This window comes from Vibrio sp. V12_P9A6T4 (assembly GCF_963874835.1).
In the GTDB taxonomy this organism is placed as follows: domain Bacteria; phylum Pseudomonadota; class Gammaproteobacteria; order Enterobacterales; family Vibrionaceae; genus Vibrio; species Vibrio anguillarum.
This window is the reverse complement of the sequence record NZ_CAWNJO010000057.1, coordinates 1-21,575: the sequence shown is the minus strand read 5'-3', so window position 1 is coordinate 21,575 and position 21,575 is coordinate 1. Positions and strand designations below refer to the sequence as shown.

At 45.3% G+C, this 21,575-nt stretch carries 19 protein-coding genes; 13 read left to right on the top strand and 6 right to left on the bottom strand.

Annotation, left to right across the window (positions count from 1 at the left end; genetic code table 11):
• Positions 1-305 precede the first annotated feature (305 nt).
• The 4 genes from yfbV to AACQ42_RS09350 all read left to right on the top strand — a co-directional run bounded on the left by yfbV (position 306) and on the right by AACQ42_RS09350 (position 3,876).
• Positions 306-758: a terminus macrodomain insulation protein YfbV gene (yfbV, locus tag AACQ42_RS09365; RefSeq protein WP_013856500.1), complete on the top strand. Its 453-nt coding sequence runs from the start codon at positions 306-308 to the stop codon at positions 756-758.
• A gap of 357 nt (positions 759-1,115) precedes the next feature.
• Positions 1,116-2,081: an ABC transporter substrate-binding protein gene (locus tag AACQ42_RS09360; RefSeq protein ID WP_017045158.1), complete on the top strand. Its 966-nt coding sequence runs from the start codon at positions 1,116-1,118 to the stop codon at positions 2,079-2,081.
• Positions 2,082-2,140: 59 nt separating this feature from the next.
• Entirely contained in the window at positions 2,141-3,085 is a 945-nt protein-coding gene (locus tag AACQ42_RS09355; RefSeq protein WP_013856502.1) for an ABC transporter permease, read from the top strand.
• Positions 3,082-3,876, top strand: coding sequence for an ABC transporter ATP-binding protein (locus AACQ42_RS09350; RefSeq protein WP_010319725.1), 795 nt, complete (start codon positions 3,082-3,084; stop codon positions 3,874-3,876). The genes AACQ42_RS09355 and AACQ42_RS09350 overlap by 4 nt, the downstream gene beginning before the upstream one ends.
• Before the next feature lie 101 nt (positions 3,877-3,977).
• Here the strand turns inward: AACQ42_RS09350 and dusC are convergent, their stop codons facing one another.
• A complete protein-coding gene (gene dusC, locus AACQ42_RS09345) occupies positions 3,978-4,934 on the bottom strand; it encodes a tRNA dihydrouridine(16) synthase DusC (RefSeq protein ID WP_094166157.1) in 957 nt (318 codons plus the stop codon).
• 62 nt (positions 4,935-4,996) lie between these two features.
• Between dusC and AACQ42_RS09340 the strand changes: the two genes are divergently transcribed.
• From AACQ42_RS09340 to serS, 4 genes are all read left to right on the top strand, one after another.
• Positions 4,997-5,653: a YecA family protein gene (locus AACQ42_RS09340; RefSeq protein WP_094166154.1), complete on the top strand. Its 657-nt coding sequence runs from the start codon at positions 4,997-4,999 to the stop codon at positions 5,651-5,653.
• Positions 5,654-5,843: 190 nt separating this feature from the next.
• Complete coding sequence (gene lolA / locus AACQ42_RS09335; protein ID WP_026027187.1) at positions 5,844-6,446, top strand: outer membrane lipoprotein chaperone LolA; 603 nt, start codon at positions 5,844-5,846, stop codon at positions 6,444-6,446.
• A 30-nt stretch (positions 6,447-6,476) separates the two neighbouring features.
• Entirely contained in the window at positions 6,477-7,826 is a 1,350-nt protein-coding gene (locus AACQ42_RS09330) for a replication-associated recombination protein A (RefSeq protein WP_094166153.1), read from the top strand.
• A 102-nt stretch (positions 7,827-7,928) separates the two neighbouring features.
• Positions 7,929-9,236, top strand: coding sequence for a serine--tRNA ligase (gene serS, locus AACQ42_RS09325; RefSeq protein ID WP_013856507.1), 1,308 nt, complete (start codon positions 7,929-7,931; stop codon positions 9,234-9,236).
• 79 nt (positions 9,237-9,315) lie between these two features.
• On the opposite strand, the gene bioA is transcribed toward serS, so the two are convergent.
• The gene (gene bioA / locus AACQ42_RS09320) at positions 9,316-10,605 is read right to left on the bottom strand and encodes an adenosylmethionine--8-amino-7-oxononanoate transaminase (RefSeq protein ID WP_094166152.1); all 1,290 of its coding nucleotides are present in this window, start codon (positions 10,603-10,605) and stop codon (positions 9,316-9,318) included.
• A 134-nt stretch (positions 10,606-10,739) separates the two neighbouring features.
• Here bioA and bioB point away from each other — a divergent pair, with 134 nt between their 5' ends.
• Genes bioB through bioD form a run of 4 tightly spaced genes read left to right on the top strand, consistent with a single transcriptional unit; the run spans position 10,740 to position 14,416 of the window.
• A complete protein-coding gene (bioB, locus tag AACQ42_RS09315) occupies positions 10,740-11,792 on the top strand; it encodes a biotin synthase BioB (protein ID WP_013856509.1) in 1,053 nt (350 codons plus the stop codon).
• Positions 11,764-12,927 (top strand): 8-amino-7-oxononanoate synthase, encoded by a 1,164-nt coding sequence (bioF, locus tag AACQ42_RS09310; protein ID WP_094147319.1) that lies wholly within the window; start codon positions 11,764-11,766, stop codon positions 12,925-12,927. Before bioB ends, bioF begins: the two co-directional genes overlap by 29 nt.
• A 2-nt stretch (positions 12,928-12,929) precedes the next feature.
• Positions 12,930-13,733 carry a malonyl-ACP O-methyltransferase BioC gene (gene bioC, locus AACQ42_RS09305; protein WP_094166151.1) on the top strand — a complete coding sequence of 268 codons (804 nt, stop codon included), beginning with the start codon at positions 12,930-12,932 and terminating at the stop codon, positions 13,731-13,733.
• Positions 13,730-14,416 (top strand): dethiobiotin synthase, encoded by a 687-nt coding sequence (bioD, locus tag AACQ42_RS09300; RefSeq protein ID WP_038148451.1) that lies wholly within the window; start codon positions 13,730-13,732, stop codon positions 14,414-14,416. Before bioC ends, bioD begins: the two co-directional genes overlap by 4 nt.
• 61 nt (positions 14,417-14,477) lie before the next feature.
• Here the strand turns inward: bioD and dsbB are convergent, their stop codons facing one another.
• The gene (gene dsbB / locus AACQ42_RS09295; RefSeq protein ID WP_094166150.1) at positions 14,478-15,017 is read right to left on the bottom strand and encodes a disulfide bond formation protein DsbB; all 540 of its coding nucleotides are present in this window, start codon (positions 15,015-15,017) and stop codon (positions 14,478-14,480) included.
• A 75-nt stretch (positions 15,018-15,092) separates the two neighbouring features.
• Positions 15,093-16,682, bottom strand: a complete 1,590-nt coding sequence (nhaB, locus tag AACQ42_RS09290; RefSeq protein WP_094166149.1) for a Na(+)/H(+) antiporter NhaB — start codon at positions 16,680-16,682, stop codon at positions 15,093-15,095.
• A gap of 655 nt (positions 16,683-17,337) precedes the next feature.
• Between nhaB and fadR the strand changes: the two genes are divergently transcribed.
• On the top strand, positions 17,338-18,177 hold the full coding sequence (gene fadR / locus AACQ42_RS09285) for a fatty acid metabolism transcriptional regulator FadR (protein ID WP_064625574.1): 840 nt from the start codon (positions 17,338-17,340) through the stop codon (positions 18,175-18,177).
• Between the two features lie 52 nt (positions 18,178-18,229).
• Here the strand turns inward: fadR and AACQ42_RS09280 are convergent, their stop codons facing one another.
• Positions 18,230-19,390 (bottom strand): DUF1887 family protein, encoded by a 1,161-nt coding sequence (locus AACQ42_RS09280; RefSeq protein ID WP_013856516.1) that lies wholly within the window; start codon positions 19,388-19,390, stop codon positions 18,230-18,232.
• 176 nt (positions 19,391-19,566) lie between these two features.
• Positions 19,567-21,558: a methyl-accepting chemotaxis protein gene (locus AACQ42_RS09275; protein WP_026027184.1), complete on the bottom strand. Its 1,992-nt coding sequence runs from the start codon at positions 21,556-21,558 to the stop codon at positions 19,567-19,569.
• Positions 21,559-21,575 lie beyond the last annotated feature (17 nt).

Genomic DNA, 21,575 nt, shown 5'->3' with positions numbered 1-21,575 from the left:
AAGAATAGTAGAACCGTTGTGGAGCGCTACTAATCTTGGTCAATAAAACTTGAATTTCCGTATAATGAGACGGGGCTTTTAACGTAAAGTCGTCGATGCATTCCTTGCAGATTTCATCTCGGAGTTGCCTAAATTGTAAATAACGGCAACAATGAGATTGAGGGCTCGCAAAGAATAGCGATAATGGGCCAATATAACAAAAAAAAATTGAAATAATATTAACTTCTATCAATTTTTTACTAGATTAGTTGAATCATTAAACTATTTTTTAGTTGAATGGGCAGCATCGAGAGTGAGGGCGCGCTATGAATAACAAAGTTGGAATCGTTCACAGCCTGAAAGATGGTCAGAAATATATGGATGTTTGGCCTGTGCGCAAAGAGCTAGGCCTCATTTTTCCTGAGCAACGGATCATTAAAGCCACGCGTTTTGGCGTTAAGGCTATGCCAGCTATCGCCGCAATCAGTGTACTGACACAGATGGTTTTTGAAAATACACAGGCGATGCCCCAAGCAGTGGTAGTGGCACTTTTTGCCATAAGCTTACCGCTACAAGGTATGTGGTGGCTGGGAAACCGCGCCAATACCCAACTTCCACCTTCGCTTGCTGGGTGGTACCGAGAGCTGTACCAGAAGATTGTCGATACTGGTTTTGCTTTAGAGCCAATCAAAGCGAAGCCGAGATACAAAGAGCTGGCTGCTATCCTCAACCGAGCATTCCGTCAGTTAGATGACGCCGCGTTAGAACGCTGGTTCTAGCCACCCAGGTAGCATGTGAATAAAAGGCAAAGAGGACTTCCGCAGTGAACTCCTCTTTGTTATTCAACTTTCGCCTTATTCTTATCTCTCTTTTTGTTACTTTACTGTTAAACCTCACTTCCCTTTAGCCTGAGTTACTGGTAATAATGTTGTCAGCGACGCTCAGTGCGCGTACATAAAAATATTAAAAACACAACATCCAACATGTATACCCAAACAATATGAAGTTGTAAGCAATCTGCAATGGGATGAATCCTAATGTGGCACAGGTTAATTGTGTTAACGGGATGAGCGCATTTGCTAGCACTGCTACCGCTTTAAGTAGGAAGGGTATAATGCTTAAATCAAGGAGTTAAGATGAAAGCAGGCAAAGCCATTGTTACCGCCGTTTTTGCAGGAGCAGTATTACTCTCTTCCACAAGCATCATGGCCAAAACAGCGAAAGTCGCCGTATCGCAAATTGTTGAGCACCCAGCTTTAGACGCAACCAGACAAGGTTTACTTGATGGTTTAAAAGCAAAAGGTTATGAACAAGGCAAAAATCTAGATTTTGATTTTAAAACCGCGCAAGGCAACCCAGCGATTGCTGTTCAAATTGCGCGCCAATTTGTCGGGGAAAATCCTGATGTGTTAGTCGGCATCGCAACCCCCACGGCGCAAGCGCTCGTCTCTGCAACCAAAACTATTCCTGTCGTGTTCACGGCGGTGACCGATCCTGTCGGTGCTAAATTGGTGAAAAAACTTGAGCAACCGGGTAAGAACGTGACCGGGCTTTCTGATCTATCGCCAGTTGAACAGCACGTTGAGCTGATCAAAGAGATCATGCCAAACGTGAAATCTATCGGCGTAGTGTATAACCCTGGTGAGGCCAATGCAGTGAGCTTGATGGAACTGCTTAAATCGAGCACTCAAAAACATGGCATTAAACTTATTGAAGCGACAGCCTTAAAAAGCGCAGACGTACAAACTGCGACACAGGCGATCGCCTCAAAATCAGACATCCTTTACGCCTTAATTGATAATACCGTCGCCAGTGCGATTGAAGGGATGATTGTTTCGGCAAACCAAGCTAAGACCCCAGTATTTGGCGCAGCGACCTCTTATGTTGAACGCGGAGCGATTGCTAGCCTTGGCTTTGATTATTACCAAATTGGCGTACAAACCGCGGACTATGTTGTCGCTATCTTGGAAGGCCAAGCACCGGGTAAACTGGATGTTAAAGTGGCCAAAGGGTCTGATTTAATGATCAACAAAACCGCAGCGGAAAAACTGGGCGTAACTATTCCTCAGTCAGTACTTGATCGTGCTACGAGCGTAAAATAAAGACCATTCAGAGCTAGAGCGAAGGCTTTAGCTCTGTTTAAGCAGAGAAAGGAGTTGTTATGTCTGCTTTTGCTTTTTTTGGCGCTCTAGAGATAGGGCTGCTGTACGGATTAGTGGCATTGGGTGTTTACCTCACTTTCCGTGTCCTTGATTTCCCCGATTTAAGCGTTGACGGCAGCTTCCCGATGGGCGCTGCGGTGGCCGCCACGGCGATTGTGGCAGGTATTAACCCTTGGGTCGCTACAGGAATGGCAATACTTGCGGGTGCCTTTACCGGTTGGGTGACTGCATTTCTTGCGGTTCGCTGCGGTATTTTGCATCTATTGGCGTCGATTCTCACCATGATTGCCGCCTTCTCCATCAATATTCGTATTATGGGACGCCCCAATATTGCTCTGCTTGGGGAGGAGACCATTCTTACGCCCTTTGAAGCCATGGGTGACTCGGTTTACATTCGCCCGCTGGTCGTGGGTGTATTGGTCTTGATTTCGGCCTGGTTTGTGGTGCGATTATTAAACAGTGACTTTGGACTTGGACTGCGTGCTACGGGCGTTAATGCCCGCATGGTGAGAGCACAAGGCGGAAGCACCTCGTTTTATACCTATTTTGCTCTTGCGTTATCGAATGGTTTCGTCGGTTTTGCTGGGGCACTGTTTGCGCAAACCAACAGTTTTGCTGATGTAACTTCGGGCGTAGGGACGATTGTCGTTGGCCTTGCTGCTGTGATCTTGGGGCAGACGTTGATCCCCGGGCGCCGGATCTGGGTTGCAGTGCTGGCGGTCATCGTCGGTTCAGTGCTGTACCGTTTAGCGGTCGCCTTTGCTTTGAGCTCGGGCATGTTCGGTTTGCAGGCGTCTGATCTCAACTTAGTTACTGCTGTGCTGGTGGCCATTGCACTGATTGCGCCAAAAATGAAAAGGAACTTCAAAGCAAAAAAGGGTAATTCTCCTGCTCAGAAGTCGGTTGTTGCTAAGCAGGATAAAGCGTCAGGAGAAACATTATGATTCGTTTAGAAGATATTCAAGTCACGTTTAACCCTGGCACAATTTTAGAAAATAGAGCGTTAAGAGGTGTTCACCTCGAAGTACCTGAACATCAATTTTTAACTGTGATTGGCTCAAATGGTGCAGGGAAATCGACCTTATTAGGCGCTGTAACGGGCGAAACGCCCATGATGGCAGGCAAAGTACTCATCGATGAAGTCGATGTCACGCGCCAGAGCGTGGATCAGCGTGCACGTTTATGCGCTCGCGTGTTCCAAGACCCACTTGCCGGTACATGTGGCGATTTAACCATTGAAGAGAATATGGCTTTAGCCTACATGCGCGGCAAGCGCCGAGGGTGGGGGCTGTCACTTTCTTCATCACGTCGCAAGTTGTTTCAAGAGAGAATCGCTATCCTTGGTTTGGGATTAGAAGATCGTTTAGGCGATAACATCGGCTTACTGTCTGGTGGGCAGCGTCAAGCGGTTAGCTTAGTGATGGCAACTTTATCTGACAGTAAATTGTTACTGCTTGATGAGCACACTGCGGCTCTGGACCCTAGAATGGCGGCCTTTATCATTGATTTGACCAAAACAATCGTCAAAGAATTTAACTTGACGGTGATGATGGTAACGCACTCGATGAAAGATGCCTTAGCGTGTGGTGATCGCACTGTGATGCTTCACCAAGGTGAAATTGTTCTTGATGTGTCTGGTGAGCAGCGTGCCAATATGAAAGTGCCTGATCTACTGGAAATGTTTTCGAAAGTTCGAGGCGAAGAGCTGGCAGATGATAGCCTTCTACTCAGTTAATGGTTTTATTTCGTTATCACAGAGGGTTAGTTAACACAGTGGTTGACTAAGCAGCAACAGGCTTTCTCGGCGTGAGGTTGAGAAAGCCTGAAGAAAACGCATTACAAGGTGTTTTGTAACCGATCACGATAACGCTGAATGTGCTCCACGATAGGTTCTGATTTGGTGAAGGTCCTGATTTCGCGAAATAGCTCGTTAGCTTGAGGATATTCTTGACGCAAGTAGGTAAACCATTGCTTGACTCGATTGGGATAGTAAAAGCCTTTATCGCCTCTAATTTCAAATTGCGAATAGCGCAGGAGCAGATCAACCACATCATGCCAAGGCATCACTTTATGGTTATGTTTGACCACATTGCCTAAATTGGGAACGTTGAATGCGCCTCGACAAACCATCAATGACTCTACGCCCGTCGCTTTAATACAGGCTTGACCATCGTCATAGTTCCAAATTTCGCCATTAGCGATCAGAGGCAGAGACGTCTTCTGGCGTATCTGATTAATGTAATCCCACTTAATTTCACTGGCGCGATAACCGCCCGCTTTTGTTCGGGCATGAACTGTGAGCTCGTTTGCTCCAGCTTGTTCAATCGCATCGACAATTTCAAAGCAGTCGTTAGGGTCTTCCCAACCTAAGCGGATTTTAGCCGAAACAGGGATCGCTTTCGGTACCGCATCTCGGCATGATTTTACCACTTGATTAATCAATTCCGGATGTTGTAACAGCGCCGCACCGCCTTTGTGTTTGTTGACCGTTTTCGCTGGGCAACCAAAATTCAAATCAATGCCGTGCGCGCCTAATTCAGCAACTCGTGCGGCATTTTCTGCCATCCAATGTGGCTCTTGGCCGAGCAGTTGAACGTGCACGGGAACACCAGCTTGCGTTTTTGAGCCTGTTTTCAGTTCAGGACAAAGGCGATAAAAAACGTGGTCAGGCAATAATTGGTCAACGACACGCACAAATTCAGTCACGCACAGATCGTAATCATTCATCTGGGTGAGCAGTTCACGCATCAAGTGGTCTAGCACACCCTCCATTGGGCCCAAAATTACACGCATCATCATTTCGCCTTAAAAATTCGAGGCGAGATTGTAGTGGTTACCGAATCAAAAGTCACTAAATGCAAGAGTTGGTATATAATCCTTGGTCAACCATTTTAACTGTACAGATTTTCATGACCTACTCATTGCTCTCTCTTCCTCAATCAGCTCCTCAATCCGCTCATTTTTTTGAAGGGGCTATTTTGGCATCCAATTTCGCCACTAAGCCGTTAGAACCCACAACTTGGTTAGAACCTTTAGTGGGGGAGCAAGTCAAAGCACTTGAACCAGCGGTGACGGCGCAAATTAATCTGCAATATAACTTGCTCAAACGTAGCGAATATTCGGCGTTAGCCTTGCTAGATAATGCGACTCAGTGGGCTGATTTTGCTGAAGGGTTTATGAGCGTCTGGCCAGTCGTTGAACCGCAATGGTTAGAGACTCAAATTGGTGATGGTAGCCTGCGCATGCTACAAGCTTTGTTGACCACCTTCATGTTAGCCATCGATGAAACACAAACACAGCAGCAGATGAGCGAAGCGGGTTTTGCAACACCACCCAGTTTGAGTGATTTTGCTGAGCAGTTGGATGTCATGATCACAGAAGTCGCGTTAATGGCTGATGAATTAATGCTCGGCATGAAAACGCAGCGGGTTAACCCATTTAAAGAGATTGGACGCAATGATCCTTGTCCGTGCGCCAGTGGCAAAAAATTCAAACAGTGCTGTGGCCAGTAAAGTACGCCGCCTGAGGTTTAATCTCAACAAAACGCTGACAAACCCAAGCAAATAAGCCCTTATAAACGAGTTATTCTGATAAATAAGTTGTTCTGATAAGCGAACGCTTCTTAAGAGAAGAGGGCCTTATCAATAAACGTTATAGAAAACGTTATAGACAAAAAATTGTTATCCATGGAGTGTGGTAATCATGAAAAGAGTGTTAGCCCTGTTGCTGTGTAGTTTTTCTGTCGCTGTTTTGGCTGCGCCAAAAGAGGAGTTGAGCCAACGCCTCGCGCTGAACGCTGGTTTTAGCGCTACCTTTGCCCAGCAAGTGATCAGCCCTGAAGGTGATATTGTGATGGAAGGTCAGGGGAAAGTTGATATTGTTCGGCCAAGCCTTTTCCGTTGGCAAACGACCGCTCCTGATGAAAACTTACTGGTGTCTGATGGTAAAACCTTGTGGTATTACAGTCCATTTATCGAACAAGTGAGTATTTATAATCAAGAACAAGCGACGGAACAAACTCCCTTTGTATTGCTGACTCGTAATCGCGCCAGTGATTGGGATCACTACAAGGTTGCACAAAACGGTGATGATTTCACCCTAACGCCAACCGCGGTAGATTCAAACCAAGGGCAGTTTCAGATAGCGATTGATGAGAAAGGGATCGTGAAAGGTTTTAACGTGATTGAACAAGATGGGCAGAAGAGTCTGTTTACGTTTAGCGATGTACAACTAACACCGGCCGCTAAAGCGCGTTTCACGTTCCAGATCCCGCAAGGTGTCGAGGTTGATGATCAACGTAATTGAGATAGGGACTAAGGCGTGAGTAATTATAGTGTGGGTAACTACAGCTTAGATTTTTCGGGTGATGAAGATTTCCGTCCGTTGGCCGCGAAAATGCGCCCTCAGACGGTTGAGCAGTATATTGGCCAGCAGCACATTTTAGGCGTGGGTAAACCCTTGCGGCGTGCATTAGAGGCCGGTCATATTCATTCGATGATCTTGTGGGGGCCGCCCGGTACGGGCAAAACGACCTTAGCTGAAGTGGCGGCGAATTACGCCAATGCAGAGGTTGAACGTGTTTCTGCGGTAACTTCTGGCGTTAAAGAGATCCGTGCTGCCATTGAAAAAGCGCGCGAAAACAAAATGGCGGGCCGACGTACTATTTTGTTTGTAGACGAAGTGCATCGCTTTAATAAATCTCAACAAGATGCTTTTTTGCCACACATTGAAGATGGCACTGTGACTTTCATTGGTGCCACGACAGAGAATCCCTCTTTTGAACTCAACAACGCTTTGCTATCTCGTGCTCGGGTGTACAAATTAACCTCGCTGGCTAGCGATGAAATTTTGCTGGCGCTCAATCAAGCAATCAACGATGCCGATCGCGGTTTAGGTAAAGTCGCAGCGCAGTTTATGGATAACGTGCTCGAACGTTTGGCTGAATTGGTCAATGGTGATGCGCGCATGTCACTCAATTATCTTGAGCTGCTGTACGACATGGCCGAAGAGAATGCGCAAGGTGAAAAACTCATTACGCTCAAACTGTTGGCCGAAGTGGCAGGCGAAAAAGTGTCGCGCTTTGATAATAAAGGCGATATTTGGTACGACCTTATCTCTGCGGTGCATAAATCGATTCGAGGTTCCAACCCCGATGCGGCGCTGTATTGGTCGGCCAGAATGATCGCAGCAGGCTGCGATCCACTTTATATCGCTCGTCGTTTATTGGCGATAGCTTCGGAAGATGTCGGCAACGCCGACCCAAGAGGCATGCAGGTGGCGCTCGCCGCTTGGGACTGTTTTACCCGCGTTGGTCCTGCGGAAGGTGAACGTGCGATTGCACAAGCGATTGTCTATTTAGCGTGTGCGCCCAAAAGTAATGCCGTGTATAGCGCGTGGAAGCAAGCCTTAGCTGATGCGCATAATTTGCCAGAGTATGAGGTGCCGCCTCATTTGCGTAATGCACCAACCAGTTTGATGAAAGATCTTGGTTATGGAGCACAATATCGCTATGCCCACGATGAACCGGGAGCTTACTCGGCTGGCGAAAGTTATTTGCCGCCTGAAATGAGCGATACACGCTACTACCAGCCAACAAATCGAGGTTTAGAAACCAAAATTGGTGAAAAGTTAGATTACTTGGCTAGTTTAGATGCAAAAAGCCCACAAAAGCGCTATGAAAAATAGTCTCTTTTCGTTATCTTTGTCGGGTTCAATTTTCTCTACGCGTCGCTCTTATTAGAAAGGGATGCAGGCGCGTTTTTCATAACTAAAAGCATAGGATTAGCAATGCTGGATTCTAAATTACTTCGCACTGAGCTGGATGAAACAGCTGCAAAATTAGCGCGTCGCGGTTTCAAACTCGACGTTGAGACAATTCGTCAACTTGAAGAACAACGTAAGTCCATTCAAGTAGAAGTTGAAAATTTACAATCCTCGCGCAACTCCATCTCCAAAGAAATTGGCCAAAAAATGGCCGCCGGCGACAAAGCGGGCGCAGAAGCAGTCAAGCTACAAATCGGCTCTCTAGGCAGTGACTTAGACGCGAAAAAAGCGCAGTTGAATGACATCCAAGCACAATTGGATGCGATTACTATGTCTGTACCCAACGTACCAGATGAATCGGTTCCTGATGGTAAAGATGAAAATGACAACGTAGAAGTTTCTCGTTGGGGCGAACCCAAAACTTACGATTTTGAGCTCAGAGATCACGTTGATCTTGGTGAAATGGCCGGTGGTTTAGATTTTGCTAGTGCGACTAAAATTACTGGCGCTCGCTTTATCGTGATGAAAGGCCAATTTGCTCGTCTGCACCGTGCGATTGCTCAGTTCATGCTGGACTTGCACACACAAGAACATGGTTATACAGAAATGTATGTCCCTTATCTTGTCAACGCTGACAGCCTGTTTGGTACTGGTCAGCTACCTAAATTTGGTCAAGACCTATTCCATACTGAGCCACTAACTGAAAAAGTGAATGATGAAGAGCCACGTAAACTGTCTCTTATCCCAACGGCTGAAGTACCGGTAACGAACTTGGTGCGTGACACCATTTCTGACGAAGCCGATCTGCCATTGAAAATGACAGCTCATACACCTTGTTTCCGTTCTGAGGCGGGATCGTATGGTCGCGATACACGTGGTCTTATCCGTATGCACCAATTTGATAAAGTCGAATTGGTTCAGATTACGCGCCCAGAAGATTCAATGGCGGCGCTGGAAGAGTTAACCGGTCATGCGGAAAAAGTGCTGAAATTGCTTGAACTGCCGTACCGTAAAGTGGTGTTGTGTGCAGGTGACATGGGCTTTGGCTCTCGCAAAACTTACGATCTAGAAGTGTGGGTTCCTGCGCAAGGCACATACCGTGAGATCTCCTCTTGCTCAAACATGTGGGATTTCCAAGCGCGTCGTATGCAAGCCCGTTTCCGTCGCAAAGGCGGCAATAAACCTGAGCTTGTACACACGCTGAACGGTTCAGGCCTTGCTGTGGGTCGTACTATGGTAGCCATTTTGGAAAACAACCAACAAGCCGATGGCCGTATTGCCGTTCCTAGCGTACTGCAACCATACATGGGTGGCGCAACGCATATCGGTTAATCATGATGCGTTAAACACAGTAAAAAAACCGACTTGCGAGTCGGTTTTTTTATGCATCAATATTCTATGTCGGTTCTATTTAAGCCCCATCGATTTGAAAGCATTGCGAATTTTGCAATGCCACCGCTACAGCGTTGATCAGTTTTTCAATGTCATCTACTTGGCTAATAAACGGTGGCATCACATAGATTAAACAGCCAAAAGGACGGATCCAGACCCCTTGCTCAACAAATAGCGCTTGAATGACTTCCATATTGACAGGGCGATGCGTTTCAATCACGCCGATAGCGCCCAGCCAGCGCGTCTCTTTTACCATCTCAAAACGGTTAAGCATGGGCAGTAAATGAGCAAATTGCGCTTCAATACGCTTGGTTTGCTGTTGCCAATCGCCCTGTTCGATGAGCTCTAAGCTAGCGCAGGCGACGGCGCACGCTAATGGATTAGCCATAAAGGTTGGCCCATGCATAAAGCAGCCCGCTTCGCCAGCACAAACCGTATCGGCGACTTGCTTGGTCGCCAGTGTGGCCGAAAGCGTCATATAGCCACCCGTTAAGGCCTTGCCGACACATAAAATATCAGGCGCGATATTAGCGTGCTCGCAGGCGAAGAGCTTTCCAGTACGGCCAAATCCAGTTGCAATCTCATCGGCAATCAGTAGCAAACCATATTGATCGCAAAGTGCGCGCACGCCTTTTAAAAACTGAGGATGATAGATACGCATACCGCCAGCACCTTGCACAATTGGTTCTAAAATCACCGCCGCAAGCTCTTGATGAGAGTGCATTATTTTATCTCGAAAATCATCGAGATCGCGTTCATCCCACTCATCCCAAAAACCGCAAGTTGGCGAATCGGCAAAAATATGCTGCGGCAAAAAACCTTTGTAGAGCGAATGCATTGAATTATCTGGATCAGTGACTGACATCGCGGCAAACGTATCGCCGTGATAGCCATGACGTAAGGTGAGAAATTTCGCTCGCGGTTGACCTTTTGCATGCCAGTATTGCAGCGCCATTTTTAAACTGACCTCCACGGCGACAGAGCCAGAATCGGCTAAAAATACGTGCTCAAGATTGCTTGGCGCTAATGCCAGTAATTTTTTACAAAGCGTAATGGCGGGTTGATGTGTGATACCGCCAAACATCACGTGTGACATTTTATCAATTTGCTGATGCGCAGCGTAATTAAGGTGTGGATGGTTATAACCATGAATAGTTGCCCACCAAGAGGACATTCCATCAATCAAGCGTCGCCCATCTTCCAAATAAAGATGGACACCTTGAGCGTGAGTGACGGGATAACAAGTCAATGGCGTCAGCGTTGAAGTGTAGGGATGCCAGATATGTTGGCGGTCGAAGAGTAAATCCATGATCAGTCCATATTGCTGAGTTTGATTAAATATTAATCAAACGTAAACTTGTGTTCTCTTTGGTTGTTGACAGTTTATCGCTTGTCAGTAGACTAGCCAAGCAACAAAATAATAAAACTGAATAAGGAAGAGATGTGGAAGTTCGTCATAACTGGACCGTTGCTGAGGTGAACGCACTGGTCGAAAAGCCGTTTATGGATCTACTGTTTGAAGCGCAGCAAGTACATCGTCAATACCATCCCAAAAATTATGTTCAGGTCAGTACGTTACTTTCTATTAAGACGGGGGCGTGTCCTGAAGATTGTAAATATTGCCCGCAGAGTGCGCATTACCGGACTGATGTTGATAAAGAACGGTTGATGGAAGTCGAGCGGGTGTTAGACGCGGCGCAAAAAGCGAAGCGCTCTGGGTCGACCCGCTTTTGCATGGGAGCGGCGTGGAAAAACCCGAAAGCGCGTGATATGCCTCTCTTGAAAGAGATGATCAGTGGCGTGAAAGAGATGGGCTTGGAAACGTGTATGACGTTGGGCATGCTAACGCCTGATCAAGCAAGCGAGTTGGCCAGTGCAGGGCTTGATTACTACAACCACAACCTAGATACCTCACCTGAATACTATGGCAACATTATCACCACCCGAACCTATCAAGATCGCCTTGATACCTTATCGCACGTGCGCGATGCAGGAATGAAGATCTGCTCTGGGGGAATTATCGGTATGGGAGAGAGCGCTAATGACCGCGCTGGCCTGTTGGTGGAATTAGCGAACTTACCAACCCATCCTGAAAGTGTACCGATTAATATGCTGGTCAAAGTGAAAGGCACACCGTTAGAGCAAGCCGAAGATGTCGAAGCGTTTGATTTTATTCGTCTGATTGCCGTTGCTCGGATCATGATGCCACAATCGGCGGTGCGTTTATCGGCTGGACGTGAAAATATGAATGAGCAGATGCAAGCGCTGTGCTTTATGGCAGGTGCAAACTCCATTTTCTACGGTTGCAAGTTGCTAACGACTCCTAATCCTGATGAAGATAGCGATATGCAGTTATTTAAAAAACTGGGTATCAATAGCCAACAAGTGAGCCAAAAACCGGATGAAGTTGCAGAAAGTGAGCTGCTTGAACGTGTCGTAAAACGGGTGGCAGCTCGTCCTACTAAAGATGATCTTTTCTACGATGCCAGCGTTTAATTCACGTATTTCAGCGGCGCTCAGTGCTCGTCACGATCTTGGGCTTTCTCGTTCTCTTATCGAGCTTGAGGGAGGCAACCAGGTTCGATTGTGCAAAGATGGCCGCCAGTATCTTAACTTTTCCAGTAACGATTACCTTGGCCTTGCACATGACTCAGAATTGATTGCCGCTTGGCAGCAAGGGCTGAGTATGTATGGTTGCGGTAGTGGCGCATCTCCTTTGGTCACAGGCTTTAGCTCAGCCCATCGCAACCTTGAATCTAACTTGTGTGAGTGGCTAGGTTATGAGCGAGCTATTTTGTTTGGCTCGGGTTTTAGTGCTAATCAGGCACTGCTGTTTAGCCTGCTCAATAAAGACGATTTGCTACTGCAAGATAAACTTAACCACGCCTCTTTGATGGAAGCAGGAATGCTTTGCGCAGCCAGTATGAAGCGTTTTCGGCACAACGATGTCACTCATCTTAAGCAACAGTTTAACCGCGATAGTCATACGTTAGTGGTGACTGAAGGGGTCTTTAGCATGGATGGTGATTGTGCACCGCTGTGCGAAATCACGGATGCACTGCAAGGTGAAGCGTGGTTGGCAGTCGATGATGCACACGGCATCGGTGTTTTGGGCGAGGGTGGGGCAGGCAGTTGCAGCGCGGCAGGAATAAAACCACAGCTCTTAGTGGTGACCTTTGGCAAAGCCTTGGGGTTATCGGGTGCAGCTATCTTATGCAATCAAGAGGTGGGTGACTTTCTTACGCAGTTTGCTCGTCACCACGTCTATTCTACAGCCATGCCGCCAGCGCAAGCTTATGCAGTAACTCATGCTATTTCAATGGTCACTCAGCAGCCGTGGCGCAGAGAAAAACTGACTGAGCTGCAAGCTTATTACGCTGAATCCATGCAAGGTTTCGATGGCTATGTTGAAACGCTAACGCCAATCAAACCTTACCTTGTTGGTGAGGCGCAAACAGCATTGAACATCGCCGATCAATTGCGACATAGTGGGTGTTGGTTGACCGCGATTCGCCCACCAACGGTGGCTCAAGGCCGTGCTCGATTGCGTATCACTCTAACCGCCAACCACACTATTGCTGACATAGAGCAACTAACCACACAACTGCAACGTGCGCTAGAGGAGAGCTGAATATGTCACAAACTCATGCCATAGAGATAAATACGCTGCATGACAAAGCCGCCATTGCCCACTCTTTTAGCCGCGCGGCAAAGCATTATGATGTACATGCCGCTTTTCAACGTGACGTAGGACACCGTTTATTGGACAAAATGCCGCGCAATCTAGTAGGGAAAAGAGTGCTCGATCTTGGTTGTGGTACGGGCTATTTTTCAGAGCAACTGCGGCGTAGAGGGGCGTATGTGGTATGTGTTGACCTCTCCAGTGAGATGCTAGTACAAGCTAAAATACGTTGTGGTGATGTTGGCGTCACCTACTATCAAGCCGATGCTGAGGCGCTTCCTTTCGCCAACGCCTCTTTTGATTACGTTTTTTCTAGCTTAGCGCTGCAGTGGTGTGATGACCTTGTTCTACCACTGCGACAAATTCACCGCGTATTGAAACCACAAGGGACGGCTTATTTTTCGACATTATTGGACGGTTCGCTGTTTGAACTGAAACAAGCGTGGACAAAAATTGATACACATCAACACGTCAATGATTTCATCACACTCAATCAGGTAAAAATTGCGTTAGCGCAATCTCACGGTTACCACCATCAACTAGACTTGGCTTCGATCACAGTTTGGTATGACAAAGCCTTTTCCTTGATGAGAGATCTTAAAGGAATTGGTGCAAATCACGTAAGTGGACGCTCACAAGGGTTAACAAGCCGCAAGGCTCTACTGCAAGTTGAGCAGGCATACCAAACATTTCAAAACCATCAAGGTCTTCTACCTGCAACTTATCAGGTTTGTTTAGGGGTTATACATCGATGATTGATGCATTTTTTATTGCGGGTACGGACACCGACGTTGGAAAAACGGTCGCTTCAAAAGCGATTCTACAAGCATTAGCCGCCAAGGATTTGGTGACTATTGGCTACAAACCCGTTGCCGCTGGTAGCGAAAAAACGGAATTTGGCTTACGCAACTCAGATGCATTACATCTGATGAAAGCGGCAACCAAAGAGATGCCCTATGGTGATGTGAATCCATATTCTTTAGCGCTCCCTACATCACCACATATCGCAGCAAAACATGAACACGTCGAGATTGATTATGGCGTACTCAGTAGCAAATTAGCTAAGCATAAAGCGAATGCTGACATTGTGTTGATCGAAGGTGCTGGTGGTTGGCGCGTTCCGATCTCTGATACTGACTGCTTGTCTACTTGGGTTAAACAAGAACAGCTACCAGTGGTATTAGTGGTAGGGATTAAACTAGGTTGCTTAAGCCATGCAATTTTAACAGCGGAAAGTATTATTGCCGACGGGTTGAAGATTGTTGGCTGGGTAGCCAACCGAGTGAACCCAGGAACTGAGCATTACGCTGAAATTATTGCAATGTTGGAATCGCGCATTCCAGCGCCTAAGCTTGGTGAAATACCCTATGTGCCAACGGTAAAACGGCAACAAATTGGTAAGTATATTAATGTTGATCCGCTGCTTGCGTCAGAGTAAGCGATGTGAATCAGCCCAAAGGCATCTCTTAGCGAGATGCCTTTTTTGATCAAGCAGGTTATTACCGCAGCTTATTGACGTGGGTTTTCGCGAACTGAGCTAAAACAACAAAAGCGAGCACCAGCAAGTTAGCAGCATAGATGACCACTAACCACTGTGGCATAGAAAGCGTTAAAAATTGCCATACCACTTTCGAACAGTCACCGTAAGCTTCGAACATCCAAGGTGCCCATTGATTGAGTGGTGCCCAGCTTGGGAAAGTGACAAATAAATCACAAGTGGCAAAAGGAGAAGGGTTGAATTGGTAATCCACATGTTGCAGAGCTAAGGTCAAACCTTTATAAGCACTGGATCCCCAAGCAACGAGTCCAATCCAACGAACAATCGGATTATTGGGTGCGATTAAGCCAAGCAGAGCTGCTCCGCCAATTCCTAGCATCGCCACACGTTCATAAATGCACATCACACACGGTGCGAGCATCATGATGTGCTGAAAAAAAAGCGCACAAGCCTCAAAAAAAACCACAAAAAGAAGTAATAAAAACCAAGATTTTCTCGATTGAGAGAACAGTTTCAGAGTAGAAAAAAAAGTCACATTCAATACCTGTAAAGAATAAAAAGCCCTGATAGTTCAGAGCTTTTTAACTTAGATAAGTTTCATTATCAACCGAATATTTTAATGCCCGGCAGAGATGACTTGAACTGCTTTGGCTGAATGGTGCGTAATCCACCCTAAGTCATAAAAATGCGCAGTCATGGGCTCAACTAAGAAGACAATGCCAAACAGGCCAACTAATGCCAATACAATCGTGTAGGGCAGAGCCATGATGACCATTTTGCCATAAGAAAGGCGGATCAATGGTGCAAGTGCTGATGTTAATAAGAATAAGAAAGCGGCTTGACCGTTTGGTGTTGCTACTGACGGTAAGTTCGTACCTGTGTTAATCGCGACAGCCAATAAATCGAATTGGTCACGTGTGATAACACCTTCTAGTAGCGCTGTTTTGACTTCATTAATATAGACAGTGCCAACGAAAACGTTATCCGAAACCATCGACAAAAGCCCGTTAGCCACATAGAAGAGAGCAAGCTGAGCCCCTTTATCTTCAACATTCAACACAGCATCGATAACTGGCTTAAAGAGTTGTTGATCGATAATTACGGCTACGATGGAGAAGAATACCGCCAGCAGCGCCGTAAAGGGTAGGGCTTCTTCAAATGCTTTGCCTAGCGAATGTTCTTCTATCACACCAGTAAATGCTGTCGCCAAAATAATAACTGAAAGACCAATCAATCCAACTGCCGCTAAGTGCAGTGCCAATCCAACAATCAGCCAGACAGCAATAGCGCCTTGGATCCAAAGTTTTGCGACGTCTTGATTGGTTCGATTTTTGCGCTCAGCCGTGTCAAAATCGACCAGAATTTGACGAACGTTAGCGGGTAATTCTGCGCCGTAACCAAATAGCTTCAGCTTTTCAACCAATACACAGGTCAAAATACCACAGAGAAAAACAGGTACGGTTACCGGAGACATACGGATGATAAACTCGCCAAAAAACCAACCTGCTTGATCGGCGATGATCAAGTTTTGTGGTTCACCAACCATGGTCATCACCCCGCCTAAAGCGGTACCTACGCCAGCATGCATCAGTAGTGAGCGCAAAAACGCACGATAGTTTTCTAGGTCATCACGTGTTAGTTCTGATATATGCTCATCTTGAGTATGGTCATGAGCGGAGCTTGTCCCTTGTCCCGATGCCACTTTGTGATAAATCGAGTAAAACCCGACGGCGACACTGATGACCACGGCAATAACTGTTAAGGCATCCAAAAATGCAGACAGGAAAGCAGCTGTAATGCAAAAGGCGACCGAAAGCATCGCTTTTGAACGAATACCAAGCAGTATTTTGGTGAAGATGAACAGCAATAGCTGTTTCATGAAATAGATACCAGCCACCATAAACACCAGTAGCAGCAGAACTTCGATGTTATTCACAAGCTCATGTTTTACTTGCTCTGCACTGGTCATCCCAATGGCGATAGCTTCGATAGCCAGTAAGCCACCAGGTTGTAGGGGATAGCATTTAAGCGCCATCGCTAGGGTGAAAATGAATTCAACCACAAGTAGCCAACCAGCAATAAATGGGTCGACCAAAAAGAAAACAATCGGGTTGATAATGAGAAAAGCAATAATGGCAACTTTGTACCAGTCAGGGGCTTTACCAAGAAAGTTCTTGAGAAAAGCGCTTCCGAGGGACATCGGCATGGGTAGTTCTCTTACTGTTGAGATGATAGACGCTGTCAGCTTATCTTTAATTCATTATGTGAAGTGGCCAAATAGAACGTGTTAAACACGAAAACAGTATCTATCGGCAATGTTCTAGCGAAACAACAAACCGTTTAGGGATTATGGTTTTACCAAGACACTCCTTGAGTGAGACAAGCAATCCTTACTTCGACCGTCACTCTACTCCGCAAGCTTTTTTAGTCAATAATAATCAGGTTATTGATAAAACACTTACCGATATTTTGGTCAAAAACGCGATCAAAGTTGGGTAAGCATAGCATAAGAGTTGTGAAAAATTCACGCCGAGCCGTATTTTGAAGTGGAGTTAAGGTAATAGGCATCTAAATGACTAAAAAGAGCGAATTTTGCAAGCTTAAATTGATTATTTTAAGTTTATTAATGTGAGTTATATCTCTTTATTTTTTCTACTCTTATGAGTTCTTCCTTTTGAAGAACTGCTAAAAATTACCATTTCATTGACTCGGTATTGTTCATAAACAAGATGATTAAATTAGAGTTTAAGCTCTATTTTGTTTGTGATAACTTCGCGGATGGTTTGTTTCCGATAACGTTCAACTAGTGGTATGATGAGTCCCATTCGACCCAAATAAATAGAAAACTGGATAAGTACTTAATGGTCATTAAGGCAAAAAGCCCAGCAGGTTTTGCTGAAAAATACATAATTGAGAGCATTTGGAATGGTCGCTTTGCACCGGGTTCTATCTTACCTGCAGAGCGCGAACTTTCAGAATTAATTGGTGTAACACGTACAACGCTTCGAGAAGTATTACAACGCTTAGCCCGTGATGGTTGGTTGACTATACAGCATGGTAAGCCAACAAAAGTAAACCAATTTATGGAAACTTCCGGTTTACACATATTAGATACATTAATGACGCTCGATGCTGAAAATGCCACCAGTATTGTGGAAGACTTACTTGCGGCTCGGACAAATATTAGCCCCATATTTATGCGTTATGCATTTAAGGTGAACAAAGAGCCTGCCGAACGCACTATTACTAATGTTATCGAAAGCTGTGAAGCACTATTAAGTGCTAAATCTTGGGATTCTTTTATGGAGTTATCTCCTTATGCACAGAAAATCCAACAGCATATTAAAGATGATGGTGAAAAAGACGAATATAAACGTCAGCAAACCTTGATTGCGAAAACCTTTAACTTTTACGATTACATGTTATTTCAGCGTTTAGCGTTTCACTCAGGAAATCAAATTTATGGTTTGATTTTTAATGGGCTAAAGAAATTATATGACCGAGTTGGCAGCTATTATTTCTCTAATCCAGAAGCACGCGAGTTAGCCTTGCAGTTTTACCGTGAATTATTAGCAGTATGTGAAAGTGGCAATCGTGAGCAGTTGCCGATTGTGATCCGTCATTACGGTATTGACAGCGCTCACATATGGAATCAAATGAAAACAACGTTACCGACAAATTTTACAGAAGATGATCATTAGAAAATTCGTTTTACTGTAAAAAAAGCCCGTATGAAACGGGCTTTTTTGTAGGTTAGATATCTTCGTTACCACCCGCTTCTTTAAACCAAGCGGCTAAATGTAATTTTAAATCTTTCAGTTCATCTGGGCCGATTAAGGCCAACCCTAAATCTTCTGCACGAGTAATGTCATTATGGCGGAGTGGGCGAAAGCTCACGAGCATAGCGCGAGCTTGTAGGCCACCAAGCAAATCACGTAATGATTCTAGCTTATAAAGCGTATCATCGCCGTCATCACGCATACCTTTCGTTTTACATTCAATAATATGCAGTTTGTTATTCACCACTGTAGCGACATCGAGTTCATTTCTGACTTCTCGCTCACCTAATTGACGGTAGACTTGAACATTCAAAGAGCGATCTTGAATGGTTGGCATATCATCTTGGATCTGCCTTATTGTACTGTGCACTAATGTTTCTAACCATTCTCCATTGGAAAATCGGCGCGCATCTTCGTTGGCGAAGGTTAAAATGCCATTTTGATAGGTGGCGATTTGTGCTTCGACCAGATCGGTCAACAGAATATGAAGTTCACGATAGCCTTGTTGTTTTTCTGAAAGTGCAACATCTAGCCGCTGCTCTTTGCGGCACGTCGTCGCTAAATAGTTTAATGTGGCTAAACCAGGACCAAGTTCTAATGCATTACTTGCCCAGCGCTCGCCGAGTTCGTAAAGTTTTTGGTCAAGTTGTGGCGGAATATGATGCTCACTAAATTCACCCCGTGCGCCAAAAATGGTTAAGTAATCTGAAATGGTAATGTGGTCTTGCACTTGGGTATTATTTTGACCATCGGGATAAAGCCAACACAGCTGATCACTGTTCGGTTCGACGACAAAAATAGGCCATTGATAGCTACGGAACACCTCATAAACGGATAATAAACGATGTCTCAAACCACAACTTGCGTTCAGCTTGACTTCATCGTATCTGGTTTTCAAATCTTCCGCTAAAAACTGGATAGCTTGTTTGATTGCTGAGGTATTGGAACCTGATGGGATTTCAAAAAACTCAGAAGTGATGTCGCGCTGACTCAATACCGAGTGTAAACGTAAATACATTGATTTTTGGTCTTGATCACCGATGAAGACAATGTGCGAACTTACCGTTCGATTATCAAGCAGGGGAGTAACCAAGCGAATAGGGTCTTGGTCGATAATGCCAACATGAACAGCCATAGATCATCCTCATGTTTGGCTTGCAAAGAGTAGGAGGTAGATAATAATGCGCAAGCCGATAGTTATCATATAACGATGTGGCATCAAAAAAACAAGGGCGACTTTAGATTAAAAGCCGCCCTTGAGACATAATTTACATGTAACTTACAAATGGGGTTGAGTTTGTTAACGGTCACTCATAATGTAAAACGATGGACTAATTCATTCTGCTGATTAGCAAGCTGAGTTAGGTTGGCGCTTGCCTGTGCAATTTGAGACATGGCTTGATAGCTACCATCAGCGATTAAATTAATATCTTCGATACTGCGTGCAATGTCACCGGTTGTTTCACTCTGCTCGGCGGCCGCCTGTGTAATATGAGTACTCATCTGACTGATTTCTAGAATTAACGCTTGGATCTCTTCCATTGCGCTATTCGCCGTTGATGCTTGCTCGACAGAAAGTTCCATATCAGTCATGCAGCTTTCAATAACAGTACTGGCAGAAGATGAGCTGGATTGCAAGTTGCTGATCATACTTTCAATTTCAGACGTCGAATCCGTTGTGCGTTTTGCCAAAACACGAACTTCGTCAGCTACGACTGCAAACCCGCGCCCTTGCTCTCCAGCACGAGCAGCTTCAATCGCGGCATTGAGCGCCAATAAGTTGGTTTGTTCTGCAATGTTACGAATCACATCCAAGATAGAACCAATTTGGCTGCTCATTTTTTGCAGTTCACCGACAGCATCAACCGATTGATTTAAGCGAGTCTCCAATTGATTAATAGTAGTGATATTGTCACTCATAATTTTACGGCCCGATTCAGAAGCCGATTCAACTTTCTGCACCATCTCTAGCGAACTTTGAGCACTTTGCGCTACTTCTTGTACTGAATGGGCCATTTCTGTCATTGCAGTTGCCACGCTCGCGGTTTGCTCACGTTGGGTGCTGAGTTGTGACTGTGCTTTTGAAGAGGTGGTTTGGTTATGGTTAGCTGTGTTGGTTAAATTTTCAGAAGCATCATTCAACTGCACCAAAATATGGTGCAAATTATCTGCTAGCGAATTGATGTGGCCACTTAAGCGACTAAACTCGTTGTTGTAACGAATTTCAATGCGCTGTGTCATATCTCCTTTTGTCAGCCCTTCTAGCGTTTTGAGTATACGATTTAACGGCTCACGAACACTTTGCGCAATGTGGTAACCAATACCCGTAGCCACTAGCACAACCGCAATACCAATCACGATCGCTTTAATAACTCCTTGCTTATAGACTTCCCCGGCTTCTCGCAGAGAGGCATTTAAACCGTCGGTCGCAGTATCGTTAAAAGAGTCTAAAATCGTCATTGCTTTATCGACCTCGATAGCCAAATTCGCAATGTTTTCATAAAGAGCTGTTTTCGCTAGTAAGTAACTATTGTGTTGATCAAGCACACCACCCTTTTGCCCAATATCTTGAGAGAACTTTTGGACGAGATCGTCAAAGGTTTTTTTCAGCTCAGGTAGCTGGGTCGATAAGCCTCGGTAAGCGTAGTTGAGGTGCGTGACCGCTTTTTTATTCATGGTGACGGCCTTGTCAACAAAGGCGACATCCGAACTGGCCAAAGCGTCTGAAGTGATTAATTCCGCATCTTTCAATTTAATGAAATAACTTTTCGCCATGACTTTAACTGAAATACTATTTTGCCCATCGACAAAATCTTTCATTCCGGTGCTTAAATCGGCATGAAGTCTTTGAAATTCACGAGTTGATTTTTGCACTTGAGCTTGCGCCTCAAACATCGCCTGATAATTATTCATGGCTTGTTCTGCTTCTGAAAAGTAGCGGAGTTCCATCTGTTTAAGTTGGCTTATCCGCTCTTCAAGAGAGGGGTTCATTGCACTTGCTTGTTGGAGCTGGTTTAGCACGTCAGCAAAATCTTGTTTTGCTTTAGCAAATTCTGAACGCATCACATTCATGCGATCTTGGTTTTGTGTCGTCAAAAAGTCCTTAAAAGATTTATCGGCAGAAAGCAGTTGAACACTTGTTTTGTTTGACAAAGAAACGAGCGGTAAGGCAGTGGTTGATACACTTTCGAAATTAGAATGAATTTGATTCATTCCTCCCATCATAATGGCGGTCGTTACTGCAAACATGATGATGATCAGTGTGAAACCAGCGTACATTCGCCTAATCACTGAACCCTTCATAATCCTCTCCCTAGAAA

Coding starts and splice junctions, on each gene's coding strand:
- yfbV (WP_013856500.1), top strand. CDS start 306: ATGAATAACAAAGTTGGAATCGTTCACAGCCTGAAAGATGGTCAGAAA.
- AACQ42_RS09360 (WP_017045158.1), top strand. CDS start 1,116: ATGAAAGCAGGCAAAGCCATTGTTACCGCCGTTTTTGCAGGAGCAGTA.
- AACQ42_RS09355 (WP_013856502.1), top strand. CDS start 2,141: ATGTCTGCTTTTGCTTTTTTTGGCGCTCTAGAGATAGGGCTGCTGTAC.
- AACQ42_RS09350 (WP_010319725.1), top strand. CDS start 3,082: ATGATTCGTTTAGAAGATATTCAAGTCACGTTTAACCCTGGCACAATT.
- dusC (WP_094166157.1), bottom strand. CDS start 4,934: ATGCGTGTAATTTTGGGCCCAATGGAGGGTGTGCTAGACCACTTGATG.
- AACQ42_RS09340 (WP_094166154.1), top strand. CDS start 4,997: ATGCAAGAGTTGGTATATAATCCTTGGTCAACCATTTTAACTGTACAG.
- lolA (WP_026027187.1), top strand. CDS start 5,844: ATGAAAAGAGTGTTAGCCCTGTTGCTGTGTAGTTTTTCTGTCGCTGTT.
- serS (WP_013856507.1), top strand. CDS start 7,929: ATGCTGGATTCTAAATTACTTCGCACTGAGCTGGATGAAACAGCTGCA.
- bioA (WP_094166152.1), bottom strand. CDS start 10,605: ATGGATTTACTCTTCGACCGCCAACATATCTGGCATCCCTACACTTCA.
- bioF (WP_094147319.1), top strand. CDS start 11,764: ATGATCTTTTCTACGATGCCAGCGTTTAATTCACGTATTTCAGCGGCG.
- bioC (WP_094166151.1), top strand. CDS start 12,930: ATGTCACAAACTCATGCCATAGAGATAAATACGCTGCATGACAAAGCC.
- bioD (WP_038148451.1), top strand. CDS start 13,730: ATGATTGATGCATTTTTTATTGCGGGTACGGACACCGACGTTGGAAAA.
- nhaB (WP_094166149.1), bottom strand. CDS start 16,682: ATGCCGATGTCCCTCGGAAGCGCTTTTCTCAAGAACTTTCTTGGTAAA.
- fadR (WP_064625574.1), top strand. CDS start 17,338: ATGGTCATTAAGGCAAAAAGCCCAGCAGGTTTTGCTGAAAAATACATA.
- AACQ42_RS09280 (WP_013856516.1), bottom strand. CDS start 19,390: ATGGCTGTTCATGTTGGCATTATCGACCAAGACCCTATTCGCTTGGTT.
- AACQ42_RS09275 (WP_026027184.1), bottom strand. CDS start 21,558: ATGAAGGGTTCAGTGATTAGGCGAATGTACGCTGGTTTCACACTGATC.